Source organism: Nocardiopsis sp. LOL_012, assembly GCF_048060475.1.
Classification (GTDB): Bacteria; Actinomycetota; Actinomycetes; order Streptosporangiales; family Streptosporangiaceae; genus Nocardiopsis.
Genome location: NZ_JBHMIV010000013.1, coordinates 59,535 through 79,412, shown reverse-complemented (window position 1 = coordinate 79,412; position 19,878 = coordinate 59,535). Strand labels below are relative to the sequence as shown.

General features: G+C 73.5%; 18 protein-coding genes. 9 read left to right on the top strand and 9 right to left on the bottom strand.

Annotated elements, in window-relative coordinates:
* Positions 1–8: 8 nt before the first annotated feature.
* On the bottom strand, positions 9–332 hold the full coding sequence (locus ACFHWE_RS10835; protein WP_416600754.1) for a hypothetical protein: 324 nt from the start codon (positions 330–332) through the stop codon (positions 9–11).
* 261 nt (positions 333–593) lie between these two features.
* Here ACFHWE_RS10835 and pgi point away from each other — a divergent pair, with 261 nt between their 5' ends.
* Positions 594–2,267: a glucose-6-phosphate isomerase gene (pgi, locus tag ACFHWE_RS10830; protein WP_416600752.1), complete on the top strand. Its 1,674-nt coding sequence runs from the start codon at positions 594–596 to the stop codon at positions 2,265–2,267.
* A 159-nt stretch (positions 2,268–2,426) separates the two neighbouring features.
* Here pgi and ACFHWE_RS10825 read toward each other — a convergent pair whose 3' ends face one another.
* Positions 2,427–3,488, bottom strand: coding sequence for an alpha/beta fold hydrolase (locus tag ACFHWE_RS10825; protein ID WP_416600751.1), 1,062 nt, complete (start codon positions 3,486–3,488; stop codon positions 2,427–2,429).
* Positions 3,489–3,876: 388 nt separating this feature from the next.
* Here ACFHWE_RS10825 and ACFHWE_RS10820 point away from each other — a divergent pair, with 388 nt between their 5' ends.
* Complete coding sequence (locus tag ACFHWE_RS10820) at positions 3,877–5,538, top strand: ABC-F family ATP-binding cassette domain-containing protein (RefSeq protein ID WP_416600749.1); 1,662 nt, start codon at positions 3,877–3,879, stop codon at positions 5,536–5,538.
* Between the two features lie 64 nt (positions 5,539–5,602).
* Here the strand turns inward: ACFHWE_RS10820 and ACFHWE_RS10815 are convergent, their stop codons facing one another.
* The 3 genes from ACFHWE_RS10815 to ACFHWE_RS10805 form a co-directional block, all read right to left on the bottom strand.
* Positions 5,603–7,624: a protein kinase domain-containing protein gene (locus ACFHWE_RS10815; protein WP_416600747.1), complete on the bottom strand. Its 2,022-nt coding sequence runs from the start codon at positions 7,622–7,624 to the stop codon at positions 5,603–5,605.
* A 155-nt stretch (positions 7,625–7,779) separates the two neighbouring features.
* Positions 7,780–8,565, bottom strand: a complete 786-nt coding sequence (locus tag ACFHWE_RS10810) for a sporulation protein (protein ID WP_028649476.1) — start codon at positions 8,563–8,565, stop codon at positions 7,780–7,782.
* A 121-nt stretch (positions 8,566–8,686) separates the two neighbouring features.
* Positions 8,687–9,283, bottom strand: a complete 597-nt coding sequence (locus ACFHWE_RS10805; protein WP_416600744.1) for a TetR/AcrR family transcriptional regulator — start codon at positions 9,281–9,283, stop codon at positions 8,687–8,689.
* 147 nt (positions 9,284–9,430) lie between these two features.
* Between ACFHWE_RS10805 and ACFHWE_RS10800 the strand changes: the two genes are divergently transcribed.
* The 3 genes from ACFHWE_RS10800 (at position 9,431) to ACFHWE_RS10790 (ending at position 10,806) form a co-directional block, all read left to right on the top strand.
* Positions 9,431–9,826 carry a hypothetical protein gene (locus ACFHWE_RS10800; protein ID WP_416600743.1) on the top strand — a complete coding sequence of 132 codons (396 nt, stop codon included), beginning with the start codon at positions 9,431–9,433 and terminating at the stop codon, positions 9,824–9,826.
* Positions 9,827–9,935: 109 nt separating this feature from the next.
* Positions 9,936–10,298 carry a GntR family transcriptional regulator gene (locus ACFHWE_RS10795; RefSeq protein ID WP_028649479.1) on the top strand — a complete coding sequence of 121 codons (363 nt, stop codon included), beginning with the start codon at positions 9,936–9,938 and terminating at the stop codon, positions 10,296–10,298.
* Positions 10,299–10,407: 109 nt separating this feature from the next.
* Entirely contained in the window at positions 10,408–10,806 is a 399-nt protein-coding gene (locus tag ACFHWE_RS10790) for a hypothetical protein (RefSeq protein ID WP_416600741.1), read from the top strand.
* A 9-nt stretch (positions 10,807–10,815) separates the two neighbouring features.
* Here ACFHWE_RS10790 and ACFHWE_RS10785 read toward each other — a convergent pair whose 3' ends face one another.
* The 3 genes from ACFHWE_RS10785 to ACFHWE_RS10775 all read right to left on the bottom strand — a co-directional run bounded on the left by ACFHWE_RS10785 (position 10,816) and on the right by ACFHWE_RS10775 (position 13,831).
* Positions 10,816–11,172: a hypothetical protein gene (locus tag ACFHWE_RS10785; RefSeq protein WP_416600739.1), complete on the bottom strand. Its 357-nt coding sequence runs from the start codon at positions 11,170–11,172 to the stop codon at positions 10,816–10,818.
* Between the two features lie 118 nt (positions 11,173–11,290).
* Positions 11,291–12,697, bottom strand: a complete 1,407-nt coding sequence (locus ACFHWE_RS10780; RefSeq protein ID WP_416600737.1) for a sigma-70 family RNA polymerase sigma factor — start codon at positions 12,695–12,697, stop codon at positions 11,291–11,293.
* Between the two features lie 519 nt (positions 12,698–13,216).
* The gene (locus ACFHWE_RS10775) at positions 13,217–13,831 is read right to left on the bottom strand and encodes a DUF2867 domain-containing protein (protein WP_416600736.1); all 615 of its coding nucleotides are present in this window, start codon (positions 13,829–13,831) and stop codon (positions 13,217–13,219) included.
* A 149-nt stretch (positions 13,832–13,980) separates the two neighbouring features.
* Between ACFHWE_RS10775 and ACFHWE_RS10770 the strand changes: the two genes are divergently transcribed.
* The gene (locus ACFHWE_RS10770) at positions 13,981–14,571 is read left to right on the top strand and encodes a TetR/AcrR family transcriptional regulator (protein ID WP_416600734.1); all 591 of its coding nucleotides are present in this window, start codon (positions 13,981–13,983) and stop codon (positions 14,569–14,571) included.
* A 100-nt stretch (positions 14,572–14,671) separates the two neighbouring features.
* Here the strand turns inward: ACFHWE_RS10770 and ACFHWE_RS10765 are convergent, their stop codons facing one another.
* The gene (locus ACFHWE_RS10765) at positions 14,672–15,856 is read right to left on the bottom strand and encodes an AMP-binding protein (RefSeq protein ID WP_416600859.1); all 1,185 of its coding nucleotides are present in this window, start codon (positions 15,854–15,856) and stop codon (positions 14,672–14,674) included.
* Between the two features lie 247 nt (positions 15,857–16,103).
* Between ACFHWE_RS10765 and menB the strand changes: the two genes are divergently transcribed.
* From menB to menD, 3 genes are all read left to right on the top strand, one after another.
* Positions 16,104–16,943, top strand: coding sequence for a 1,4-dihydroxy-2-naphthoyl-CoA synthase (menB, locus tag ACFHWE_RS10760; RefSeq protein WP_416600732.1), 840 nt, complete (start codon positions 16,104–16,106; stop codon positions 16,941–16,943).
* The gene (locus tag ACFHWE_RS10755) at positions 16,940–17,920 is read left to right on the top strand and encodes an o-succinylbenzoate synthase (protein WP_416600730.1); all 981 of its coding nucleotides are present in this window, start codon (positions 16,940–16,942) and stop codon (positions 17,918–17,920) included. Before menB ends, ACFHWE_RS10755 begins: the two co-directional genes overlap by 4 nt.
* Before the next feature lie 170 nt (positions 17,921–18,090).
* Positions 18,091–19,806, top strand: a complete 1,716-nt coding sequence (gene menD / locus ACFHWE_RS10750; RefSeq protein WP_416600728.1) for a 2-succinyl-5-enolpyruvyl-6-hydroxy-3-cyclohexene-1-carboxylic-acid synthase — start codon at positions 18,091–18,093, stop codon at positions 19,804–19,806.
* Positions 19,807–19,878 lie beyond the last annotated feature (72 nt).

Sequence of the window (19,878 nt, the reverse complement as noted above, 5' to 3'; positions counted from 1 at the left end):
CGCCGGCCTCACGCCCGCTTCCGGCGCGCCCGTTCGGCGAACTCCTCCGCCCTCAGCAGCCGGGCCAGCTCCTCCCGCCGCGCCACGGGCGGCGGGCCGCCCGCCTCCGGGTCCGGACGCGGGTCGGGCAGCTCCCTGCGGAGCTCCTCTCCGATGCCGAGGGCACCGCGGTCCTCCAACTCCTCGATCCGGTGCCCGTAGGGGTGGTCGAGCAGGTACTCGGCCACGGCCGAGTCCTGGTCGGCGGCGCCCACGTCCATCTCGGCGTCCACGTCGTCGATCCCGGCACCACCGGTGCCGTCCATCGTGAAGTCCTCGGGTCGATCCGTCACGGGCGTCCCCCTCGCCTCGATCCCTCCTCTTTCGATCATGCCTGGTCGCGGCGGGTGTTTCCAGTGACGGGACCGTGCGGTCCCGCCGTTCGGGGCCCTGCCCGTCCGCCCCCACCCGCGGACCACGTGGTCTATACCGGTACGGACCGCGCTGGGTTCGTGAAAGGCTGGGAGCCGCCGCACGAGCGGGACCGGCACGGCGGCCGGAGGACACACCGACCGCGCGGCACACCGATCCCTTCGATCACGAGGAGCCACCGGATGCCTGGCAGCACGAGCCCCCACGGACCGGCCACCCCGCTGGACCGGAGCGGGGAGTGGGCGGCACTGGACAAGCACCGCACCGAACTCGGCAGCGCCCGCCTGCGGAGCCTGTTCGCCGACGATCCCGCACGCGCCGAGCGGTTCGCACTCGACGTCGGCGACCTGCACGTCGACTACTCCCGCAACCTGGTGACCAGCCGGACCCTGGACCTGCTGGCCGACCTGGCCGGGGCCGCCGGAGTGGCGGACCTGCGCGACGCCATGCTGGCCGGGGAGCACATCAACACCACCGAGGACCGCTCCGTCCTGCACACCGCGCTGCGCGCCCCCCGCGGAGCCGTCATCGAGTCCAACGGCCACGACGTCGTCCCCGGCGTCCACCGCGTCCTGGACGAGATGGCCGCCTTCGCCGAGCGCGTGCGCTCGGGCTCCTGGCTCGGCCACACCGGCGAGCCCGTCCGGCGCGTGGTCAACATCGGCATCGGCGGCTCCGACCTGGGTCCAGCCATGGCCTACGAGGCGCTGCGCCCCTACACCGACCGCCGCCTGGAGTTCCGGTTCGTCTCCAACGTGGACGGCACCGACCTGCACGAGGCCCTCATCGACGCCGACCCGGCCCGCACCCTGTTCGTGGTCGCCTCCAAGACCTTCACCACCGTGGAGACCATCACCAACGCCACCGCTGCGCGCGCCTGGCTGGCCGAGGGCCTGGGAACGGGTACCGACAGCGACGCGGTCGCCAAGCACTTCGTGGCGGTCTCCACCAACGCCGAGGCGGTCGCCCGGTTCGGCATCGACACCGCCAACATGTTCGAGTTCTGGGACTGGGTGGGAGGACGCTACTCCTACGACTCGGCGATCGGCCTGTCCCTCATGGTGGCGCTGGGCCCCGAGCGCTTCCGGGAGATGCTCGCCGGGTTCCACCTGATGGACGAGCACTTCGCCACCGCGCCGCCCCAGCGCAACCTGCCCTTCCTGCTGGGCCTGCTGGGCGTGTGGTACGGCGCCTTCTTCGACGCCCACAGCCACGCGGTCCTGCCCTACAGCCACCACATGTCGAAGTTCACCGCCTACCTGCAACAGCTCGACATGGAGTCCAACGGCAAATCCGTCCAGCGCGACGGCACCCCCGTCACCTGGCAGACCGGCCCGATCGTGTGGGGCACCCCCGGCACCAACGGCCAGCACGCCTACTTCCAGCTCCTGCACCAGGGCACCCGCCTGGTGCCCGCCGACCTCATCGGATTCGCCGTCCCCGCCCCCGGCCTGCCCGAGGACCTCGCCCGCCAGCACGACCTGCTCATGGCCAACCTGTTCGCCCAGGGGCAGGCGCTCGCCTTCGGCAAGACCGCCGAGGAGGTGGCCGCTGAGGGTGTGCCCGCCGACCTGGTCCCGCACCGCACCTTCGCGGGCAACCGCCCCACCACCACCATCCTCGCCGAGCGGCTGAGCCCCTCCGTGCTCGGCCAGCTCGTCGCCCTCTACGAGCACAAGGTGTTCGTCCAGGGCGCGGTGTGGAACATCAACTCCTTCGACCAGTGGGGGGTGGAACTGGGCAAGGCCCTGGCCAAGCGGGTCGAGCCCGCCCTGACCGGCGGGGCCGACGTCCCGGGCCTGGACGCCTCCACCGCCGCGCTGGTACGGCGCTACCGGAGCATGCGGGGCCGGTGAGAGAAGGGCGGGCCGTGTGGGGGCGCGGCCCGCCCTCCCGTCACCCTCCGCCACCCTCAACGGTCGCCTGCGGCGCGGGCCTCTTTCCTGTCACCCTCCGCCACCCTCAACGGTCGCCTGCGGCGCGGGCCTCTTTCTGTCGCCTGCGTGCACTACTCCCTATCTCTCCGCGGCCTCCAGGTGCGGCAGCAGGGCGGCCATGAATTCCTCGGGGCGCTCGATCTGCGGCGTGTGGCCGCACTCGATCACGTGCTCCTCGTAGGAGCCCCCGGCCGCGGCGTAGGCCTCCAGGACGGCCCTGGTCTGGGCGACCATCGGCTGGGCCGGTGCGGCGTCGGCACCCGGCCAGCCCGGGACGGCGCCCAGTGAACCCAGGTGGGCCGTGTCGAACATCGACGTGTCGGAGATGACCGCGTCGTGCGTGCCGCGGATCCAGCGCACCGGCGGCTTGGGGTCGATCCGCGGCAGGTCGTCCCAGCGCATGTGCAGCGGCGACAGCGCGTTGAGCACCCCCTTGCGCCCGGGCGCCACGCCCGGCCACGCCTCGGTGGTGGCCACATCCCCCGGGTAGTGGTCCTCGCCCACCGCGGAGGCCAGCACCGAGTCCACGTACATCTCCACGTCGGACGGGTCCTCCGGCTGCCAGCCCGGAGCCACGTAGGTGGTGGTCAGCACCTGGCGCGGCGAGGAAGGCGAGTCGTCGGAGCGGTCACCCTCGGCGATGCGCGCGGCGAAGCCCGGGTCGGCGCACCCGCCGCCGGAACCGGCGCCGCTGGGGTGGTTGAGCTCCCCGTCCGCGCCGTGCGTGCCCCCGAACCCGTACGGCGAGACCGGGTTGACGACGGTCAGCGAGCGCACTCGCTCCGGTGCCCGGCGCAGGACCGTGGCGCTGACCGCGCCGCCCATGCTCCACCCCACCAGGTGCACCCGCTCCAGCCCCAGCGCGTCGAGCAGCGCGACGACGTCGTCGCAGAAGTCTTCCAGGCCCCGGGCGCCGTCGATCGGAGCCCGCTCGGTGTCGCCGAACCCGCGCAGGTCCAGCGCCACCGGCCGGTAGCGCTCGGGCAGCGCCAGCATGGTGCGCTGCCAGAACACCGAGGAGGCGAGCAGGCCGTGCACGAACACGACCGGTTCGCCGCCGCGGTCCAGGTGCAGCACGTGGGTACGCAGCCGGTCGGTGTCGACGTGGGCGGACACCACCGAGGGCAGCAGAACGGGCATCGCGGTTCCTTTCGGTGCGCGGAGGGCCCCGGACGGGGCGGGCGGCAAGCGTGGGACGAGCATAGGGACCGAGTCCCCTGTTCGCGTGGGGACCGGCCATCGGTACTTTCCCCCGAACCGGACAGCGCGGTGCCGAAGAGGACACCGAAAAACGTTTGCCCCGCTTCGAGGCGCGCGGATAGCCTGGCCGCACGATGCTGAGCTGACACCACGAGACCACACGCGCCGAGCGCGCGGCGCTCGCCCGCACCTGCGGGCTCTGAGCCCTCGCCCCGCTCGGCGCCTCCCTGTTCCCACACGGGTGCGGTCTCGGTGTCGGCTTTCCCAGCCCTGGACCGTGCTTCCGCGCGCTCGGCATCGAGACCCGCCCTGAGACGAAGGGCGGCCCATGACCGCATATGACACGGCGCCGACCGCATCCGGCGGCCCCGTACTGCGCGCACGCGGACTCGCCAAGGCCTACGGCGCCCGGGTGGTGTTCGACGGCCTCGACCTGGACGCCGCACCCGGCCAGAGGATCGGCCTGGTGGGGGAGAACGGTGCTGGCAAGTCCACGCTGCTGCGGCTGCTCGGCGGATTGGAGGAGCCCGACGCCGGAACCGTGGCCGGTCCCGAAGAGACCGGCTTCCTCCACCAGGAACTTCCTTATCCGCCCCACGCCACCCTGGCCGAGGTGGTGGCCGAGGCGCTCGCCCCCGCCCGGGAGGTGGAGCATCGCCTGGCCGGGGCCACCGCCGCCCTGGAAGCCGACCCGGCTGACGCACACGCGCTGCGCGCCTACGGCAGGGCCCTGTCCGAGGCGGAGCGGCTGGAGGTGTGGGACGCCGGCCGCCGCGCCGGGACCGTGCTGGCCGGACTGGGCCTGGCGGGGATCCCGCCGCGGCGGCGGGTCGGGCGGATGTCGGGGGGCGAGCGGGGCCGTCTGGGTCTGGCCGCCCTGCTGGTCCGCCGCCCCGGGACGCTGCTGCTGGACGAGCCCACCAACCACCTCGACGACCGGGCCATGGAGTTCCTGGAGGGCTACCTGTGCTCCCTGCCGGGCGCGGTGGTGCTGGCCAGCCACGACCGCGTGTTCCTGGACGCGGTGTGCACGGGGCTGGTGGACCTGGATCCGGCGGTGGACGGTCCGGTCCACTACGGCGGTGCCTACTCCGCCTACCTGCGGGAGAAGCGCCTGGAGCGGGAGCGCTGGGAGCAGCGCCACCAGCGCGAGCAGAGGGACGTGAAGGCGCTGCGCGAGGCGGCGCGCACCACCGCGCGCCAGGTCGCGCACGGCCGCGGCCCCAGGGACAACGCGAAGATGGCCTACGACTACAAGGGCGGTCGGGTCGCCGCCCAGGTCTCCCGGCGGGTCCGCGACGCGCGGGGCCGCCTGGAGGAACTGGAGCGCGGCCAGGTGCGCAGGCCGCCCCGGCCGCTGAGCTTCGCCGGAGCACTGACCCGGGACCCGGGCACGGATGGCACGGCCCTGGCGGTCCGGGACCTGGTGGTGCCCGGGAGGCTGGAGGTGGCCCGCCTGGACGTGCCTTCGGACGGGCGGCTGCTGGTCACCGGCCCCAACGGCGCGGGCAAGTCCACGCTGCTGCGCGCCATGGGGCACCTGCTGCGCCCGGAGTCGGGGCACGTGTGGTGGCGGCGGGGCGCGACGGTGGCGCTGCTGGAGCAGGACGTGGTCTTCCCCGACCCGCGGCGGACGCCCCGCTCGCTGTACGGGGGGCTGAACGGCGACCCGGGGCGGCCGCGCCTGAGTGAACTGGGGCTGGTGGCCGCCCGCGACCAGGACCGGCCGGTGGGGGAGCTGAGCGTGGGCCAGCGGCGCAGGCTGGCCCTGGCGATGCTGGTGGGGGCGGCCCCGGACGTGCTGCTGCTGGACGAGCCCACCAACCACCTGTCCCTGTCCCTGGCGGAGGAGCTGGAGGAGGCGCTGGGGCGCGCACCCGGCGCGGTCGTGGCGGCCTCGCACGACCGGTGGCTGCGCCGCCGCTGGGAGGGGGCGGGCCTGCGTCTGGAGGGGGGCCGCCCCGTCGAAAGTATCGAATCTACGACGTAAAGGCATCGGTCCGTTCCGCCGGAACGGGAGCGGACCGGCCGCCGCCCCGGCGGAGCCGTCGCGCTCACCCGGTTCCCCGCAGGCGGACCGTGTCGTCGTAGCCCGCGGTCGCCAGGGTTTTGCCGTTCGGGCTGATCGCCACGGAACGGACCCAGTCCTCGTGGTCTTCGAGGACGGTGATCGGCGTCGCCGAGTCCACGTCCCACAGGATCGCCGTATCGTCGTCGCCGCCGGTGGCGAGCAGGTCGCCTCCGGGGCCGAAGGCCACCGAGCGCACCCAGTCGTCGTGGCCGGAGAAGGCGGCGACGGGGTCGCCGCTTCCGGTGTCCCACAGCCGCGCGGTGCCGTCGTTGCCCGCCGTGGCGAGCAGGCCGCCTCCGGGGCCGAAGGCCACCGCGTTCACACCGTTGCCGTGCCCGGTGAACGAGGCGACCTGTTGAGCGGACCCCACGTCCCACAGCCGCGCGGTGCCGTCGTCGCCCGCGGTGGCCAGGAGGCCGCCCTCGGGGTCGAAGGCGACGGCGTTCACGGAACCGCTGTGGCCGGTGAACGAGGCGGTTCGCGCACCGTTTCCGGTATCCCACAGCTCCACGGCGCCGTCGTCGCCCGCTACGGCGATCGTGTCGCCCGCCGGATGGAAGGCCACCGAGAGGATGTAGGCGCTGGAGCCGCCCGGCCAGCTCAGGGCCGCGGTGCTCTCACCGGTACCGGTGTCCCAGAGGTGGACGGTCGCGTCGTCGCCGCCGGTGGCGAGCAGGGTGCCGTCGGGGCTGAAGGCCACCGAGCGCACCCAGTCGCGGTGCCCGGACAGGACGGCGAGGTGTTCGCCCGTCTTGGCGCTCCACAGGCGTGCGGTGGTGTCGTCGCTGCCGCTGGCCAGGAGGGTGCCGTCGGGGCTGAAGGCCACCGAGCGCACCCGGCCGTCGTGCTCGGTGAGCACCGTGGCCGACCTTCCCCCGGGCTCGCCGCGTCGGCCGGGTTCGGTGTCCGGGCTCAGCAGGAGGGGGACCGCGGCGCCGACCACGACCAGTACCAGGGCGGCGGCGAGTCCCGCCCGCAGCCAGGTCCTGCGGCGCCTGGACACCGGGTAGGCCGCGGGCATGGGAACGGGGAGGTGGTGGTGCGGTGCCGAAGGCTCCCACCGGGCCACGATCCCCGGAGAGGGTGTGGACGCTCCCGGTGACGGCGGATCGGTGAGCGGGGGATGGGCGACCGGAGCCGTCTCCGCCGGAGGGTGCGTGGCCGCGCCGGACAGGTGGGGCGGGGGCCAGGAGTCCTCTGGGTCGGGTGCGTCGAAACGGGCCAGGACCTGGTCGGGGGTCGGTCGCCGCCCGGGGTCGTGGTTCCAGCAGTCGGCGATCAGGTCCCGCACGCGCGGGTCGACCCCGACCGGGACGGGCGGGGGCCCGACGATGCGCTTGAGGGTCTCGATCGTGGAGGCACCGGCGAAGGGGTTGGTCCCGGTGGCCGCGTAGGCCAGGACGGTGCCCAGGGAGAACACGTCCGAGGCGGGGCCGACGCGGGCGCTGTCGACCTGCTCGGGGGACATGTAGGGCAGGGAGCCGAAGACCTCGCCCTCCCTGGTCATGTCGCGGGCGTCGTCGAGGGGGCGGGCGACGCCGAAGTCGATGATGCGCGGCCCGTCGCCGCTGAGGATGATGTTGCTCGGTTTGAGGTCGCGGTGGACCAGGTCGCAGGAGTGGACGGCCTTGAGCCCCTCGGCGAGCCCCATGGCCAGGACGTGCAACGGCGGCGGTACCAGGGGGCCGTGGTCGAGGACGGCCCGGGCGAGGGTGGGGCCGGGGATGTGGGCGGTGGCGATCCAGGGACGCTCGGCGTGGGGGTCGGCGTCCACGACCTGGGCGGTGTGGAAGCCGCCGACCCGCCGCGCGGCCTCGGCCTCACGGGCGAAGCGGTCGCGGTACCCCTGGTCCCGGGCGAGTTCGGAGCGGATGGTCTTGATGACGATCCCGCGTCCGGAGGCGGTATGGGCGAGGTAGACCTGGCCCATACCGCCCGCTCCCAGGCGCTTGGAGAGCCGGTAGTCGCCGATACGGGCGGGATCGGAGGAGTGGAGGGGTTCCAAGAGGGACAGCCTTCTCACCCGAGGGTCGGAATAGGAACAAGTGTGCGGTATATGACAAACCGTACCGCTGATCCGGCCTCGGAGACGACGCCGCGGCAGGGGCCTCCGTGCTCCGGCGGACCGGTGAATGCGGGCCCGGCGGGGCCCGCATCCGGTCAGAGCAGGCGCCTGCGCCCGGCCAGGGAGCCGATCCAGTGGTGCAGGTAGCCTCGCCAGTCGTAGCCCACCGCCTCCTGGTGGCCGACGCTGAGGCTGTGGAAGGTGTCCCGGCTCTCGGAGAAGAGCAGCCCGGGCTTCTTGTCCAGCTCCAGGACGACGTCCATCCCGGCGTGGTCGGAGACCATCGTCAGCTCCAGCGAGTTCAGCCCCTGGTAGTGGCCGGGGGAGCGGTACTCGAACTCCTGGTAGAAGGGCAGCGTCTGGCGCGTCCGCAGGACCCGGCCCTTCTCCACGTCGGCGTGCTGGAAGCCGAACCCCAGGGAGACCAGGGCGTCCAGGAGCGCCGCCTGGGAGGGCAGGGGCTCGATCGCCACGGGGTCGAGGTCGCCCGGGTCGACGGCCTTGGCCACCTCCAGGCGCGTGTTCACCCCCAGGTTCATGTGGTGGAGGGGGCGCCCCCCGTAGCTGCTGATCGGGGTCTCCCAGGGCACGGAGAGCTGGAAGGGCACCGAGAAGGTCTGCCCGGGGGCGATGGCCGCCTCCCCGCCGAGCTGGACCCGGTGGAACTCCACGTCCTGGACGCTCTCGTAGTCACCGGACTCCACCTCCACACGTGCCTGGAGGCCCACGGTGAGGCGGTCGATCTTCTGCTCCACGTCCCCGGCCTGGACGTGCACGGTGCCGCGGAGGGCTCCCCCGGGTTGTGCCCGGTCGGTGTCCAGGACGGTCTCGACGGTGGCCCCGCCGACACCGATACCCGCGAGCAGGCGTTTGAGAACCATGTCAGGCCTTCCGATCTCCTCGGCCGGGGCGCGGGGGCCGGGGAGGGTCTTCGGTGGCGGTGCGCCCCTTGACGTGAGTAGACGCCAGGGGACCGGTTCCGGTTCCGCGTGGGGAGGGAATTCACATGTCCGGAACGAGTCCGCGCAGGAGTGCGCGCAGACCGAACCGGAACCGCGCCTCGCACTCCGCCTCGTCGGGGGCGTCCTCCGCTCCAGAGTGCCGGACCTGGTGGATCACCGAGCCGAGCACGTGGGAGTACAGGGCCTCGGCTGCGCGGACGGTGTCGGCGCCGGACAGGCCCGCGTCGAGGAACGCCCCCTGGACGAGGGCGCGCGACGCCGTGTCCGCGGGCGTGTGCGGGGCCCGGTGGACCAGCAGGGAGAGCGCTCCGGAGAACTCCAGCAGCCGGGAGCGGTAGGCGCGGGCCCAGTCGGTGAGGCGCACGTCCCACGGGCCGCTCTCGGCCTCCTCCGGCTCGGCCCCCTCCCCGTCCTCTTCGGGCGGACGGACCGGTCGCGGCGAGGTGACGTAGGCGGCGATCGCGCTGAACAACTGGTCCTTGCCCAGGGGGAAGTGGTGGTAGACCGCCATCGCCTCGACCTCCAGGGCGTCGCCCAGGCGCCGCATGGAGAGTCCGCCCAGCCCGCGTCCGCTGATGATGTGCAGCGCTTCGAGGATGATGCGCTCCCGACTCAGGCCGGCGTTGTTCCTGCTCAACTGATGTTCCTTTCCCGGTGTCCAGGATCAGTGTGGCGGCAGGGGCCGACGTTCGCCACCATCGGCGTTCCCGGCAGTGGTGTGCGATGATCTACGTCACCTCTAGAGTTAGTCCCGACCGACGGTTCGCGTTACGGAGACGGTGACATGGCACTGACCCAGCAGACCAGGACACAGGCGCGTGAGAGCCTTGCGCAGGACGAGGAGAGCGCCCGGCGCCTGCCCGAACTGCTGCGGGCGGTCGCCGGGGCCGAGGAGGCGCTGGCCGGGGCACGGGACCGGGAGGCGCCGGCCGCGGAGCTGCGCGCCTGCGGCCTGGCACTGGACACGGCGCTGACCGAGGCGATGCGCGCCGCCTACGCGCGTGAGCGGGTCCTGGTCGGGCCGCGCGGCTACCGCGACGCCATCTACCGCCGCAAGCGCCTGGCCCGGCCCGAGGTGCGCGAGGCGACGCTGGTGGCGGAGCGACTGCTGACCGCCCGGGAGGAGCACCGCCTCCACGGTGTCCAGCGCGTTCCGCGCAGGGTGGCCGGTGTGGTGTGAGCCCCGCCGGGTGGGGGCGCGGGGCCGGGCCGGTTAGTTTGGTGTCCGGCCGGACGGACACGGTTCCCCGCGGTGCGGGGAGGGACCCTGGTGGGGAGCGCAGTGCATGATGGCGGATTTCATCCGCATCGACCCGACGTCGAAGGTACCGCCCTACGAGCAGATCCGAACGATCGTCGCGATCGCCGCGGCCAACGGTGAGCTGCCCGTCGGCTACCGCCTGCCCACGGTGCGGTCGCTGGCCGGTGAGCTGTCGGTGGCGGTGAACACGGTCGCGCGGGCCTACCGGGAGCTGGAACAGGCCGGTGTGGTCGAGACGCGCGGGCGTTCGGGGACCTTCGTCGCGGCCGGCGGGGACGACCAGCGGGCGGAGGCCCTGGCGGCCGCCCGCGCCTACGCCGAGGTGATCTCCCGGGTGGGGATCGGCCACGACGAGGCGGTGGAGATCCTGCGCGCGGTCCTGGAGGGGTGACCCCGGCCGTCGGCCTGTCCCTTATATGGCCGTTACCGGCCGCCGCCTCCCGCGGCGGGGCCCGGTCCGCTAGCGTCGTGCACGGCGTCAGGCGGGCGAAGGGGCTTCGATGGGCAAGGGCATGGACCGGCGGCCGGTGCACCGTTCGGGTGGCGGGCCGGGCAAGCGGCCGGGTGCGGCTGGGAAGGGCCCGGCCGTGCCGGGCGGGAAACCGGGGACGTCCGGCAAGGCCTCGGACAGGGCGGCCGGTGCGCCGCGCGAGCAGCGGGCCGGGGCGGGCTGGTCCAGGGTCGACCGGGTGCAGTCGGCGCCGCCCGGCCGCCGTCCGCGCCGCGGGCGCAGGAAGCGGGGCCCAGGGCGCCCCGACGACGAGCACTACCACGGGGACCACTACTACGACGGGGGCTACGGCTTCCGGCCGCGCCGCACGCACACCTGGTTCGTGGTGGCGGTCCTGGCCGTGGTCGTGCTGGTACCGGCGGCGCTGGTGGCCTGGTTCCTGCTCTAGGGGCGCGGCTCAGCGGCGCAGGCCCAGCACGGAGACGAGGTAGAAGACGACCAGCCCCAGCCACAGGACGACCACGCCGACGGTTCCCGCGGTACCCCCGGCGATGGCGGTGAGCGGAATGCTCAGCCCCATGAACACCAGGGTCAGGACGAAGCGCGCGGTGTTGGCGGGGATTCCGGGGCGGTCGGCGTCCTTGGTGTGCTGGGCGACGTGGTGGCGTACGCGCTCGTCGATCGTCCCGTCGATGCGTTCGACCAGGGACGCCGCGACGGCGTCGTCGTACTCGGGGCCGAGTTCGCGGCCGGCCCGCAGAGCGGCGGCGACCTCGTCCTGGGTTCGCTGGGGCGTGTCGGTCATGCCCTCCATCCTGGCACCGCCTGCGCCCGCACCGCCCGGTGCGGCCGCAAAGCCAGGGGAATCTCCGGGATGTCCCTGACACGGCCGGGGCCGCGCACGGACGTCCGTGCGCGGCCCCGGCCTCCCCCTAGCTGGCGAAGTCCAGCAGTTGCCGTGCCCGGCTCGGGTGGCGCAGCTTGGACAGCGACTGCTTCTCCAGTTGGCGGATGCGCTCGCGGGTCAGCCCCAGGTGCTTGCCGATCTCGTCCAGGGTACGCGGGCGGCCGTCCATGAGGCCGAAGCGCAGGGACATGATCGTCGCCTCGCGGGGCTCCAGGTCCGACAGCGCGTTGCGCAGTTGGTCGGCCATGAGCTGGCGGTCGACCACCTCGGAGGCCTCCGAGGCGTCCACGTCCTCGATGAGGTCGCCGATCCGGGTCTCGCCGTCCTCGCCGATCGTGGAGTCCAGGCTGATCGGCTGGCGGGTGACGCGCAGCAGCTCCTCGATCTGGGCCGGGGTCTTGTCCAGCTCCAGGGCGAGCTCCTCCGGGGTGGGCTCTCGTCCCAGCGCCTGGTGCATGTCGCGCTCCAGGCGGCTGACCTTGCTCAGCAGCTCAAGGACGTGCACGGGCAGGCGGATGGTGCGCGCGGAGTCGGCGAAGCCGCGCTGGATGGCCTGGCGGATCCACCACATGGCGTAGGTGGAGAACTTGAAGCCCTTGGTGTAGTCGAACTTCTCCACCGCGCGGATCAGGCCCAGGTTGCCCTCCTGGACCACGTCCAGCAGGGACATGCCCCGGTCGCTGTACTTCTTGGCCACCGACACCACCAGGCGCAGGTTGGCCTCCAGCATGTGGGACTTGGCCGTGCGGCCGTCCTCGGCCACCCACTCCAGTTCCTCGATCTCGGCCCGGGCCATCTCGACGGAGCCGTCGATCTCGCCGTGCCGGCCCAGGCGGTACTCGGCGTAGAGGCCGGCCTCCACCCGCTTGGCCAGGTCGACCTCCTGCTCCGCGGTGAGGAGCTGGCGCCGTCCGATGGCCTTGAGGTAGGTGTGGACCGAGTCGCCCATGGCGGGTGACTGGTCGTCGAGGTCGGCCTCGCCGCTGGTCTCGGGCTCGGCGGCCTTGGTGTTCTGGGTCTTCTTGGCGCGCCGCGTGGAGCGGGCCTTCCTCCGAGGGGAGGGGCCCTTGCGGGCTGCGCCCTTGCCGGATGCGGCCTTGGGCGCCTCGTCGGAGTCGGGCACCGTCGCGATCAGAGTGTCTTCCAGCACGTCGTCCTCGGCGTCAGGATCGGCCACCAGCACGGAGTCGTCGCCCCCCTTGGCGAGCCGGACCCCGTTCTTGGTGAGTTCACGCAGGATGGAGCGGCCTTCGGGAGCGGTGACTCCGGCCGCGGAGAAAGCGGTACGCAGTTCGGAGAGGGACAGGTTCCCCTGTGTGCGCCCGTGGGTGAGCAGTTCGGACAGGGCCGCGTGGGCGGCCGGGTCCTCGGTCGGAGCGGTGCCTGCGGCGGCTTCGGTCGTGGCCGGAGCGGCGGGGGCAGTGCTCGTCATCGGGGCACCTCCCTCCCTTCCATGACGTGTGGCACGCGGCGGAGGAGTCCCACCGACTGGACGCGCCAATATGTCCAACGTGTCGGGGAGTCAAATGTTCCCTGTCTCGATTGGATATCGTTCGAAGTGGCATGGATCACGCTCCGATCGGTGGCCAAAGGCCACGGTGAACAGGTAAAGAAGCCTGTTCGCGCTCGGGGAGGATGATCCGGCCGACCCGGGGAGGGCGCAGGGGCGGGATCGAGCGGGTCGATGGCTGGAGCCAACCGCGGACCTCCTTCTCGGGGGACGAGGGGCCGGATACTCAGGTAGACGCCGGAGGAGGAAGGGAAGTTCCCCCGGTCCGTACCGGATCAGGCCCCGGTGCCACCTGGTGCGGGTACCGACGGTCGGGCACCCGCTGAGGTCAGGGTCCCATGTGTTCGCGGTGGCCCGGTAACTCCGGTTCGGCGCAGGGGCGGGCCGGGGGCCGACCCGGGAGGGCGGCCGGCCACGGCCGTGCTCTGGCACACGCCACCGTCAACGGTTCCCGGGGCGCAGACCGTCCGCCGGTCGCGGGCGGTCGCGCCAGGCGGCCTCCCACTGACGCGTCAGCGCCGGGTAGACGACGAAGCGGCGGAACGGGGCGATGGCGGCCATGTACGCTCTGCCGAGCAGGCCGTTGGGCTTGACGAGGGCGGCCATGCGCAGTTCGTACTCGCCCCGGTCGGTCGGCGCCCATCCCAGGTGCATGACGGTGTGGACGGTCGTGTTCGCCAGTTCGCTGGCGCGCTCGTCGTCGAGTTCGTAGACCGGCGTGAACGGGTCGCCGCCGGAGCCCGGGGTGTCCGGGGCCTTTCGGAGGTCGGCGGGCAGGCGCTCGCGCAGTGAACGGACGCGGGTTCCCACCCCGTTCGTCGGCCGGTCCCAACCGAACAGGGCTCCGAGCTTCCAGCGCAGGGCGAACAGGAACCGGACCGGTGCGGACTGCCGCTCGGGGCCGCCCGCCTCCCGCAGCGCGGCGAGCATCGCCGGGAAGTCGTCCGGCCCGGCGCCCGGGGTGCGAAACGCCCACACGTCCTCCAGTCGGAAGTCGCGGGTGAGTTCGTGGATCCGCCACGGCCGGGCGGTGTGGGCGGTGTGGGGGAGTCTCATGGCTGCTGCCGCCTTTCCTGCCTCAGGGAAGGGCGGGGGCCTGTTGCGGTCCGGATTCGCCCCCGCCGCGTATACGCTTACGTATAGAACGAGGGTATACCGTTTATACGGCCGCGTATACGAGCTGGGTAGGTGGGGTGGCGCACATCGTGGGTACTGTTCGCACGCCGCGTGAGAGGTGGATCGAGGAAGGTCTGCGGGCTCTGGCCGACGGCGGCCCGGACGCTGTCCGGGTCGAGGCGCTGGCGAAGCGGATCGGTGTCACCAAGGGCGGTTTCTACGGGCACTTCGCGGACCGCGACGCACTGCTGGAGGCGATGTTGGACGCTTGGGAGCGGGAAAGCGTCGACGAGGTACTCGACCGGGTCGAGCGCGAGGGCGGCGACCCCAGGGACAGGGCCCAGCTCGCGGGCATGCTCACCTTCTCCGACGACCGCCTGCTCCCCATCGACCTGGCGATCCGTGACTGGTCCCGGCGTGACGAGGCCGTCGCCGAACGGCTGCGGCGGGTGGACAACCAGCGGATGGCGCTGCTGCGCGAGACGATCGGCACCTTCTGCCCCGACCCCGACGAGGTCGAGGCCCGCGGTCTGCTCGCCTTCTGCCTCGCGATCGGCGCGCACTTCCTCGCCGCCGACCACGGTGACCGGACCCGGCTCCAGGTCCTGTCCCGCGCCGGCGACCTGGTCCTGGACCGCCCCCGACGGCACGGCGGCGCGGGGAAGGGAGAGGGGAGTTGAGCCAACTGGCGTCTCCGACCGGCACCCGCCCGCATCGGCCCGGGAGCGATCCGGCACCCGGACGGGGCAGCGGCCGGAGAGCGCGGACCCGTCCCCGGCCTCACTCAGCGGGAGTGCGCAGGGCCGCCAGGTCGGGCTTGCCCGAGGCCAGCAGCGGCAGCGCCTCGCGCACCTCCAGGACCCGCGGCGCCGCGTAGGCCGGCAGGCGCTCGCGCACCCACGCGCGGAGCCGGTCCAGGGTGGGCGGGGCGGCCGGGTTCGCGGGCACGACGACCGCGGTGACGCTCTGCCCCCACTCGGGGTCGGGCCTGCCCACCACGGCGGCGTCGGCCACCTCAGGGTGCTCCATCAGCAGGGAGCACACCTGCTCCGGCACGACCTTGTGGCCGCCGGTGTTGATCACCCCGTCCGCCCGGCCCAGGACGTGCAGACGGCCCCCGGCGTCCAGACGCCCCAGGTCGTTGGTGCGCAGCCACCGGCGGCCGCCGGGGCCGGAGGACAGGGTGCCCGGGTCGGCGGACGCGCCGGGCGGCAGGCGGTAGCCGCTCAGCAGCATCGGCCCCGACAGCAGGATCCGGCCGGGCGATCCGGGGCGGTCGGACTCCACACGGACCCGTGCGCCGTCCAGCGGCAGGCCGTCGTAGACGCAGCCGCCGCTGGTCTCGGTCATGCCGTAGGTGGTGACCACCCGTCCCCCCGCGTCGCGCGCCGCCGCCAGCAGCGCGAGTTCGGCGGCGGCCCCGCCCAGCAGGATCGCGCCGAACGCCGACAGGTCGGCGCCCGCGGCCAGCAGGCGGCGCAACTGGGTGGGGACCAGGGACACGTGCGGGCGCAGCCGGTGGGCCAGGGCGGCCACGGCGACGGGGTCGAAGGGCGCGTGCACGGCCTCGCCGCCGGTGGCCAGGGCGCGCACCATGACCTGGAGGCCGGAGACGTGTGCCGCGGGCAGCACGCACAGCCAGGTGTCGCCCGGCCCGGCCCCGATACGTGCCACCGAGGCGCGGGCGGAGGACCGCAGCGCCGAGGAGGACAGTTCCACGCCCTTGGGGGGGCCGGTGGAGCCGGAGGTGGCGATGACCAGCGCGGTGTCCTCGCGCACGGGCGCGCCGCCGGAGAGGCCGGTCAGCCCGTCGGGCGTCAGCAGCGAGGACGGACGCATCGAGGCGAGCAGGTCCGCGACCCGTGCGTCGGGGGTGCCGTCGGGGACGGGGAGGAGGGCGGGCCCGTCGCCGTCGAGCGCACGCGTGAGCAGGCCGTTGATCTGTGCGGGCGCCAGTCCGCGCACGGCGCGCAGGGGACGCCCCCCCGGGGAGCCGGTGCCGGGTGCGGGAGCGCCGACGGTGTTCGAATCTGCCACGCCGGACAGCGTATGCCCGCCTCGGAGCGCAAGGCACCCTGACCCGGGGGCGCGCCCACGGGGGCGGGGCCGCCTGGCACAATGCGTAGGGTTGGCGCGTGGACGCGGCCCCACCCGCGGTGGACCCGCCGCGTCCGCGGCCGTCCCCAGTGCCTGGTTGAGGAGAACAGCAGTCGTGAGCAGCGTGATCGAGTGGCAGCGGTCGGGCGAGTATTCCGACATCATCTACGAGACCGCGGAGGGTATCGCCAAGATCACGATCAACCGGCCGGAGGTGCACAACGCCTTCCGGCCTCAGACCCTCTTCGAGTTGCAGGACGCCTTCAACGCCGCCCGCGACGACTCCGGGGTCGGCGTGATCATCTTCACCGGCGCCGGCGACCGGGCGTTCTGTTCCGGCGGCGACCAGAAGATCCGTGGCGAGGACGGCTACATGGGTGACGACGCCGTCGCCAAGCAGGGGATCGGCCGCCTGAACGTGCTCGATCTCCAGGTGCAGATCCGCCGCCTGCCCAAACCGGTGATCTGCATGGTGGCGGGCTGGTCGATCGGCGGCGGCAACGTCCTCCAGGTGTGCTGCGACCTGACCATCGCCGCGGACAACGCCAAGTTCGGGCAGACCGGCCCCCAGGTCGGCTCCTTCGACGGCGGCTACGGCTCATGGCTGCTGGCGCAGACGGTGGGCCTGAAGAAGGCCCGCGAGATCTGGTACCTGTGCCGCCAGTACAGTGCCCAGGAGGCGCTGGAGATGGGCATGGTCAACACCGTCGTCCCGCTGGCCGAGCTGGAGGCCGAGACCGTCCGCTGGGCGCGCGAGATGCTGGAGAAGTCCCCGCTGGCGCTGCGCATGGTCAAGGGCGCCATCAACACCGTCAGCGACGGCGCGGCGGGCATGCAGCAGTTCGCCGGTGACGCCACGATGCTCTACTACATGAGCGAGGAGGCCCAGGAGGGCCGCGACGCGTTCAAGGAGAAGCGCCGCCCGAACTTCGACAAGTTCCCGCGCCGCCCGTGACGGCCGTCCCCGGAACCGGGACGGAGGGGGAGCCCGCCGCGGGGCGCTCCTTCGCGATCGGTCTGCGCAACCGGTTCCGCGGCATCACCGTGCGCGAGGGCCTGCTCGTGCGCGGCCCGGCGGGGTGGGGGGAGTTCTCGCCCTTCGCCGAGTACGGCCCGCGAGAGTGCTCGCGCTGGTGGGCGGCCTGCCACGAGGCCGCCCACCGGGGCTTTCCCGCGCCGGTGCGCGACCGGGTGCCGGTGAACGTGACCGTACCCGCGGTGGGACCGGGGCGGGCGGCGGAGATCGTCCGGGCCGGGGGCTGCGCCACCGCCAAGGTCAAGGTCGCCGAGCGCGGTCAGGACCCCCGCGAGGACCTGGAGCGGGTGGCGGCCGTGCGCGATGCCCTGGGGCCCGCCGGACGGATCCGGGTGGACGCCAACGGCGCCTGGGACGTGGACACGGCCGTGCGCGTGGTCGGGAGGCTGGAGCGGTTCGGCCTGGAGTACGTCGAGCAGCCGTGCGCCACGCTGGAGGAGCTGGCCCGGGTACGGCGGCGGATCGGCGTCCCGGTGGCCGCCGACGAGTCGGTGCGCCGGGCCGAGGACCCGCTGCGGGTGCGCGCCGCAGGGGCGGCCGACATCGTGGTGCTCAAGGTGCAGCCGCTGGGCGGGGTGCGTGCGGCCCTGCGGGTGGCGCGGGCGTGCGGTCTGCCGGTGGTGGTCTCCAGCGCGGTGGAGACGTCCGTGGGGCTGGCCGCCGGTGTGGCGCTGGCGGCGGCGCTTCCCGAACTGCCCTACGCCTGCGGTCTGGCCACCATGCAGATGCTCACCGCCGACGTCACCGCCGAGCCGCTGCTGCCCGAGGACGGGTTCCTCCCGGTGCGCGCGGTGTCGGTGGACGAGTGGCGGCTGCGCGCGGTGGAGACCGACGCGTCCGCCTGGCGCAGGAGGGCGGAGGCCGCCCGTGCGGCGGGTGATCCCGTACAGTCCTGACAGGGCCCAAGGTGGGACGTCCTGTCATAGGACCAATGTGGAGGCGGTTCACTGGAGGTCGGACCCCGCGTCCTCGCCCCCCACGAAGCAGTTACGAGTACACGACCCGCAAGGAGGCAGGGGCGCCCGTGCCCCCGGGCCGAAGGCCCGGGGGACGTCCCGCATAGCTGATGAATCCCTCTACCGCCCTGGCACGGGTCCTCGTCGACGAACTGGTCCGCTGCGGGCTGGCCGAGGCCGTGATCGCACCGGGGTCGCGCTCGACCCCGCTCGCGCTGGCACTGGTCGCCCACCCCGACGTGCGCGTGCACGTGCGGATCGATGAGCGCTCGGCCTCCTTCCTGGCGCTCGGCCTGGCGCGGGCCTCGCGGTGCCCGGTGGCGGTGGTGTGCACGTCGGGGACGGCGGCGGCCAACTTCCACCCGGCGGTCCTGGAGGCGGACGAGAGCGGTGTGCCCCTGCTCGTGCTGACCGCGGACCGCCCGCCCGAGCTGCGGGGGACCGGCGCGAACCAGACCGTGGACCAGATCGGCCTGTACGGCGGCGCGGTGCGCATGTTCACCGAGGTCGGCACGGCCGACGCGGTGCCCGGGATGGTGGCCTACTGGCGTTCGCTGGCCTGCCGCGTGTGGGGGGCCGCCTCCGGGGGACGGCCCGGTCCGGTTCACGTCAACGTGGCCTTCCGCGACCCGCTCACCCCCGACGAACCGGGCCCGGTGGACTGGACGGAGCCGCTGGAGGGGCGGGAGGGCGGCCGTCCGTGGATCGCCCGTCCCGGCCCGCGCTCCGAGCCGGTCCCCTTTGCCCTGCCCTGGTGCGAGCGGGGCGTGATCGTGTGCGGTGACGGCGACTACGATCCGGTGCCGTTCCTGGCGCTGGCCGAGTTGACGGGGTGGCCGCTGCTGGCCGAGCCCACCTCCAACGCGCGCCGCGACGGATCAATCTCCACCTACCGCCAACTGCTGGCCTGTCCCGCCTTCGCCGCCGGCCACGTCCCCGAGTTCGTGGTGAGCGTGGGCCGCCCCAACCTGTCCAGACAGGTGTCGGCGTTCCTGCGCCGCGCGGAGCGGCACGTGGTGGTGACGGCCGGAGCGGCGGGCGACCCGCGGGCCGCCCTGGGCAACGCCTTCGCCGACCCGGTGCGCACCGCCACCGACGTGGTGGCGGCGGTGGCGCCCCCGGAGGGGGTCTCGTGGGACGCGCCGCGGCGCACCGACTGGTCCCGCTCCTGGCGGCGGGCCGAGGAGGCGGCCCGGGGTGCCCTGGACGGGGTGCTGGACGGCGAGGAGTGGGTGAGCGAGCCGCGGCTGGCGCGCGACCTGGCCTCGCAGGCGCCCGCGGGTTCGCTGCTCTTCGCGGGGTCGAGCATGCCCATCCGCGACCTGGACGCCACCATGCGGTCCCGGTGCGGCGTGCGCCTGGTGGGCAACCGCGGGGTGAGCGGGATCGACGGGACGGTCTCCACCGCGGTCGGTGCGGCGCTGGCCCACCAGCGGGACGGGGGCGGCCCGGCCTTCGCGCTGCTGGGCGACCTGGCGATGCTGCACGACCAGAACGGTCTGATCATCGGACCGGGTGAGCCGCGGCCCAACCTGGCGGTGGTGGTGGTCAACAACGACGGCGGCGGGATCTTCTCCGGGCTGGAGCAGGCCGGGCACCCCGATTTCGAGCGGGTCTTCGGCACCCCGCACGGGGTGTCGATGGAGCAGGTGGCGGCCGTGTCCGGTGTGCCCTACACGCGCGTGGAGTGGGCGGCGGACCTGCCCAAGGCGCTGATGGGGGAGGGACTGCGGGTCGTGGAGGTGCGCACCGACCGGCAGGGCGGTGCCGCGCTGCGCCGTCGGCTGCAACTGGCCGTGGATGGCGCAGTGGAGCGCCTGGGGTGAACCGCCGCCGCTCCGGCAGGGTTGCGCCTCGGTAAATTCGGGAAAGAGGGCACAAAAGGGGCGGGTGCGACT

What these genes read in the sequence shown, in the direction of transcription:
- pgi (WP_416600752.1), top strand. Translation starts at nt 594, where the DNA reads ATGCCTGGCAGCACGAGCCCCCACGGACCGGCCACCCCGCTGGACCGG.
- ACFHWE_RS10825 (WP_416600751.1), bottom strand. Translation starts at nt 3,488, where the DNA reads ATGCCCGTTCTGCTGCCCTCGGTGGTGTCCGCCCACGTCGACACCGAC.
- ACFHWE_RS10820 (WP_416600749.1), top strand. Translation starts at nt 3,877, where the DNA reads ATGACCGCATATGACACGGCGCCGACCGCATCCGGCGGCCCCGTACTG.
- ACFHWE_RS10810 (WP_028649476.1), bottom strand. Translation starts at nt 8,565, where the DNA reads ATGGTTCTCAAACGCCTGCTCGCGGGTATCGGTGTCGGCGGGGCCACC.
- ACFHWE_RS10800 (WP_416600743.1), top strand. Translation starts at nt 9,431, where the DNA reads ATGGCACTGACCCAGCAGACCAGGACACAGGCGCGTGAGAGCCTTGCG.
- ACFHWE_RS10795 (WP_028649479.1), top strand. Translation starts at nt 9,936, where the DNA reads ATGGCGGATTTCATCCGCATCGACCCGACGTCGAAGGTACCGCCCTAC.
- ACFHWE_RS10790 (WP_416600741.1), top strand. Translation starts at nt 10,408, where the DNA reads ATGGGCAAGGGCATGGACCGGCGGCCGGTGCACCGTTCGGGTGGCGGG.
- ACFHWE_RS10785 (WP_416600739.1), bottom strand. Translation starts at nt 11,172, where the DNA reads ATGGAGGGCATGACCGACACGCCCCAGCGAACCCAGGACGAGGTCGCC.
- ACFHWE_RS10780 (WP_416600737.1), bottom strand. Translation starts at nt 12,697, where the DNA reads ATGACGAGCACTGCCCCCGCCGCTCCGGCCACGACCGAAGCCGCCGCA.
- ACFHWE_RS10775 (WP_416600736.1), bottom strand. Translation starts at nt 13,831, where the DNA reads ATGAGACTCCCCCACACCGCCCACACCGCCCGGCCGTGGCGGATCCAC.
- menD (WP_416600728.1), top strand. Translation starts at nt 18,091, where the DNA reads ATGAATCCCTCTACCGCCCTGGCACGGGTCCTCGTCGACGAACTGGTC.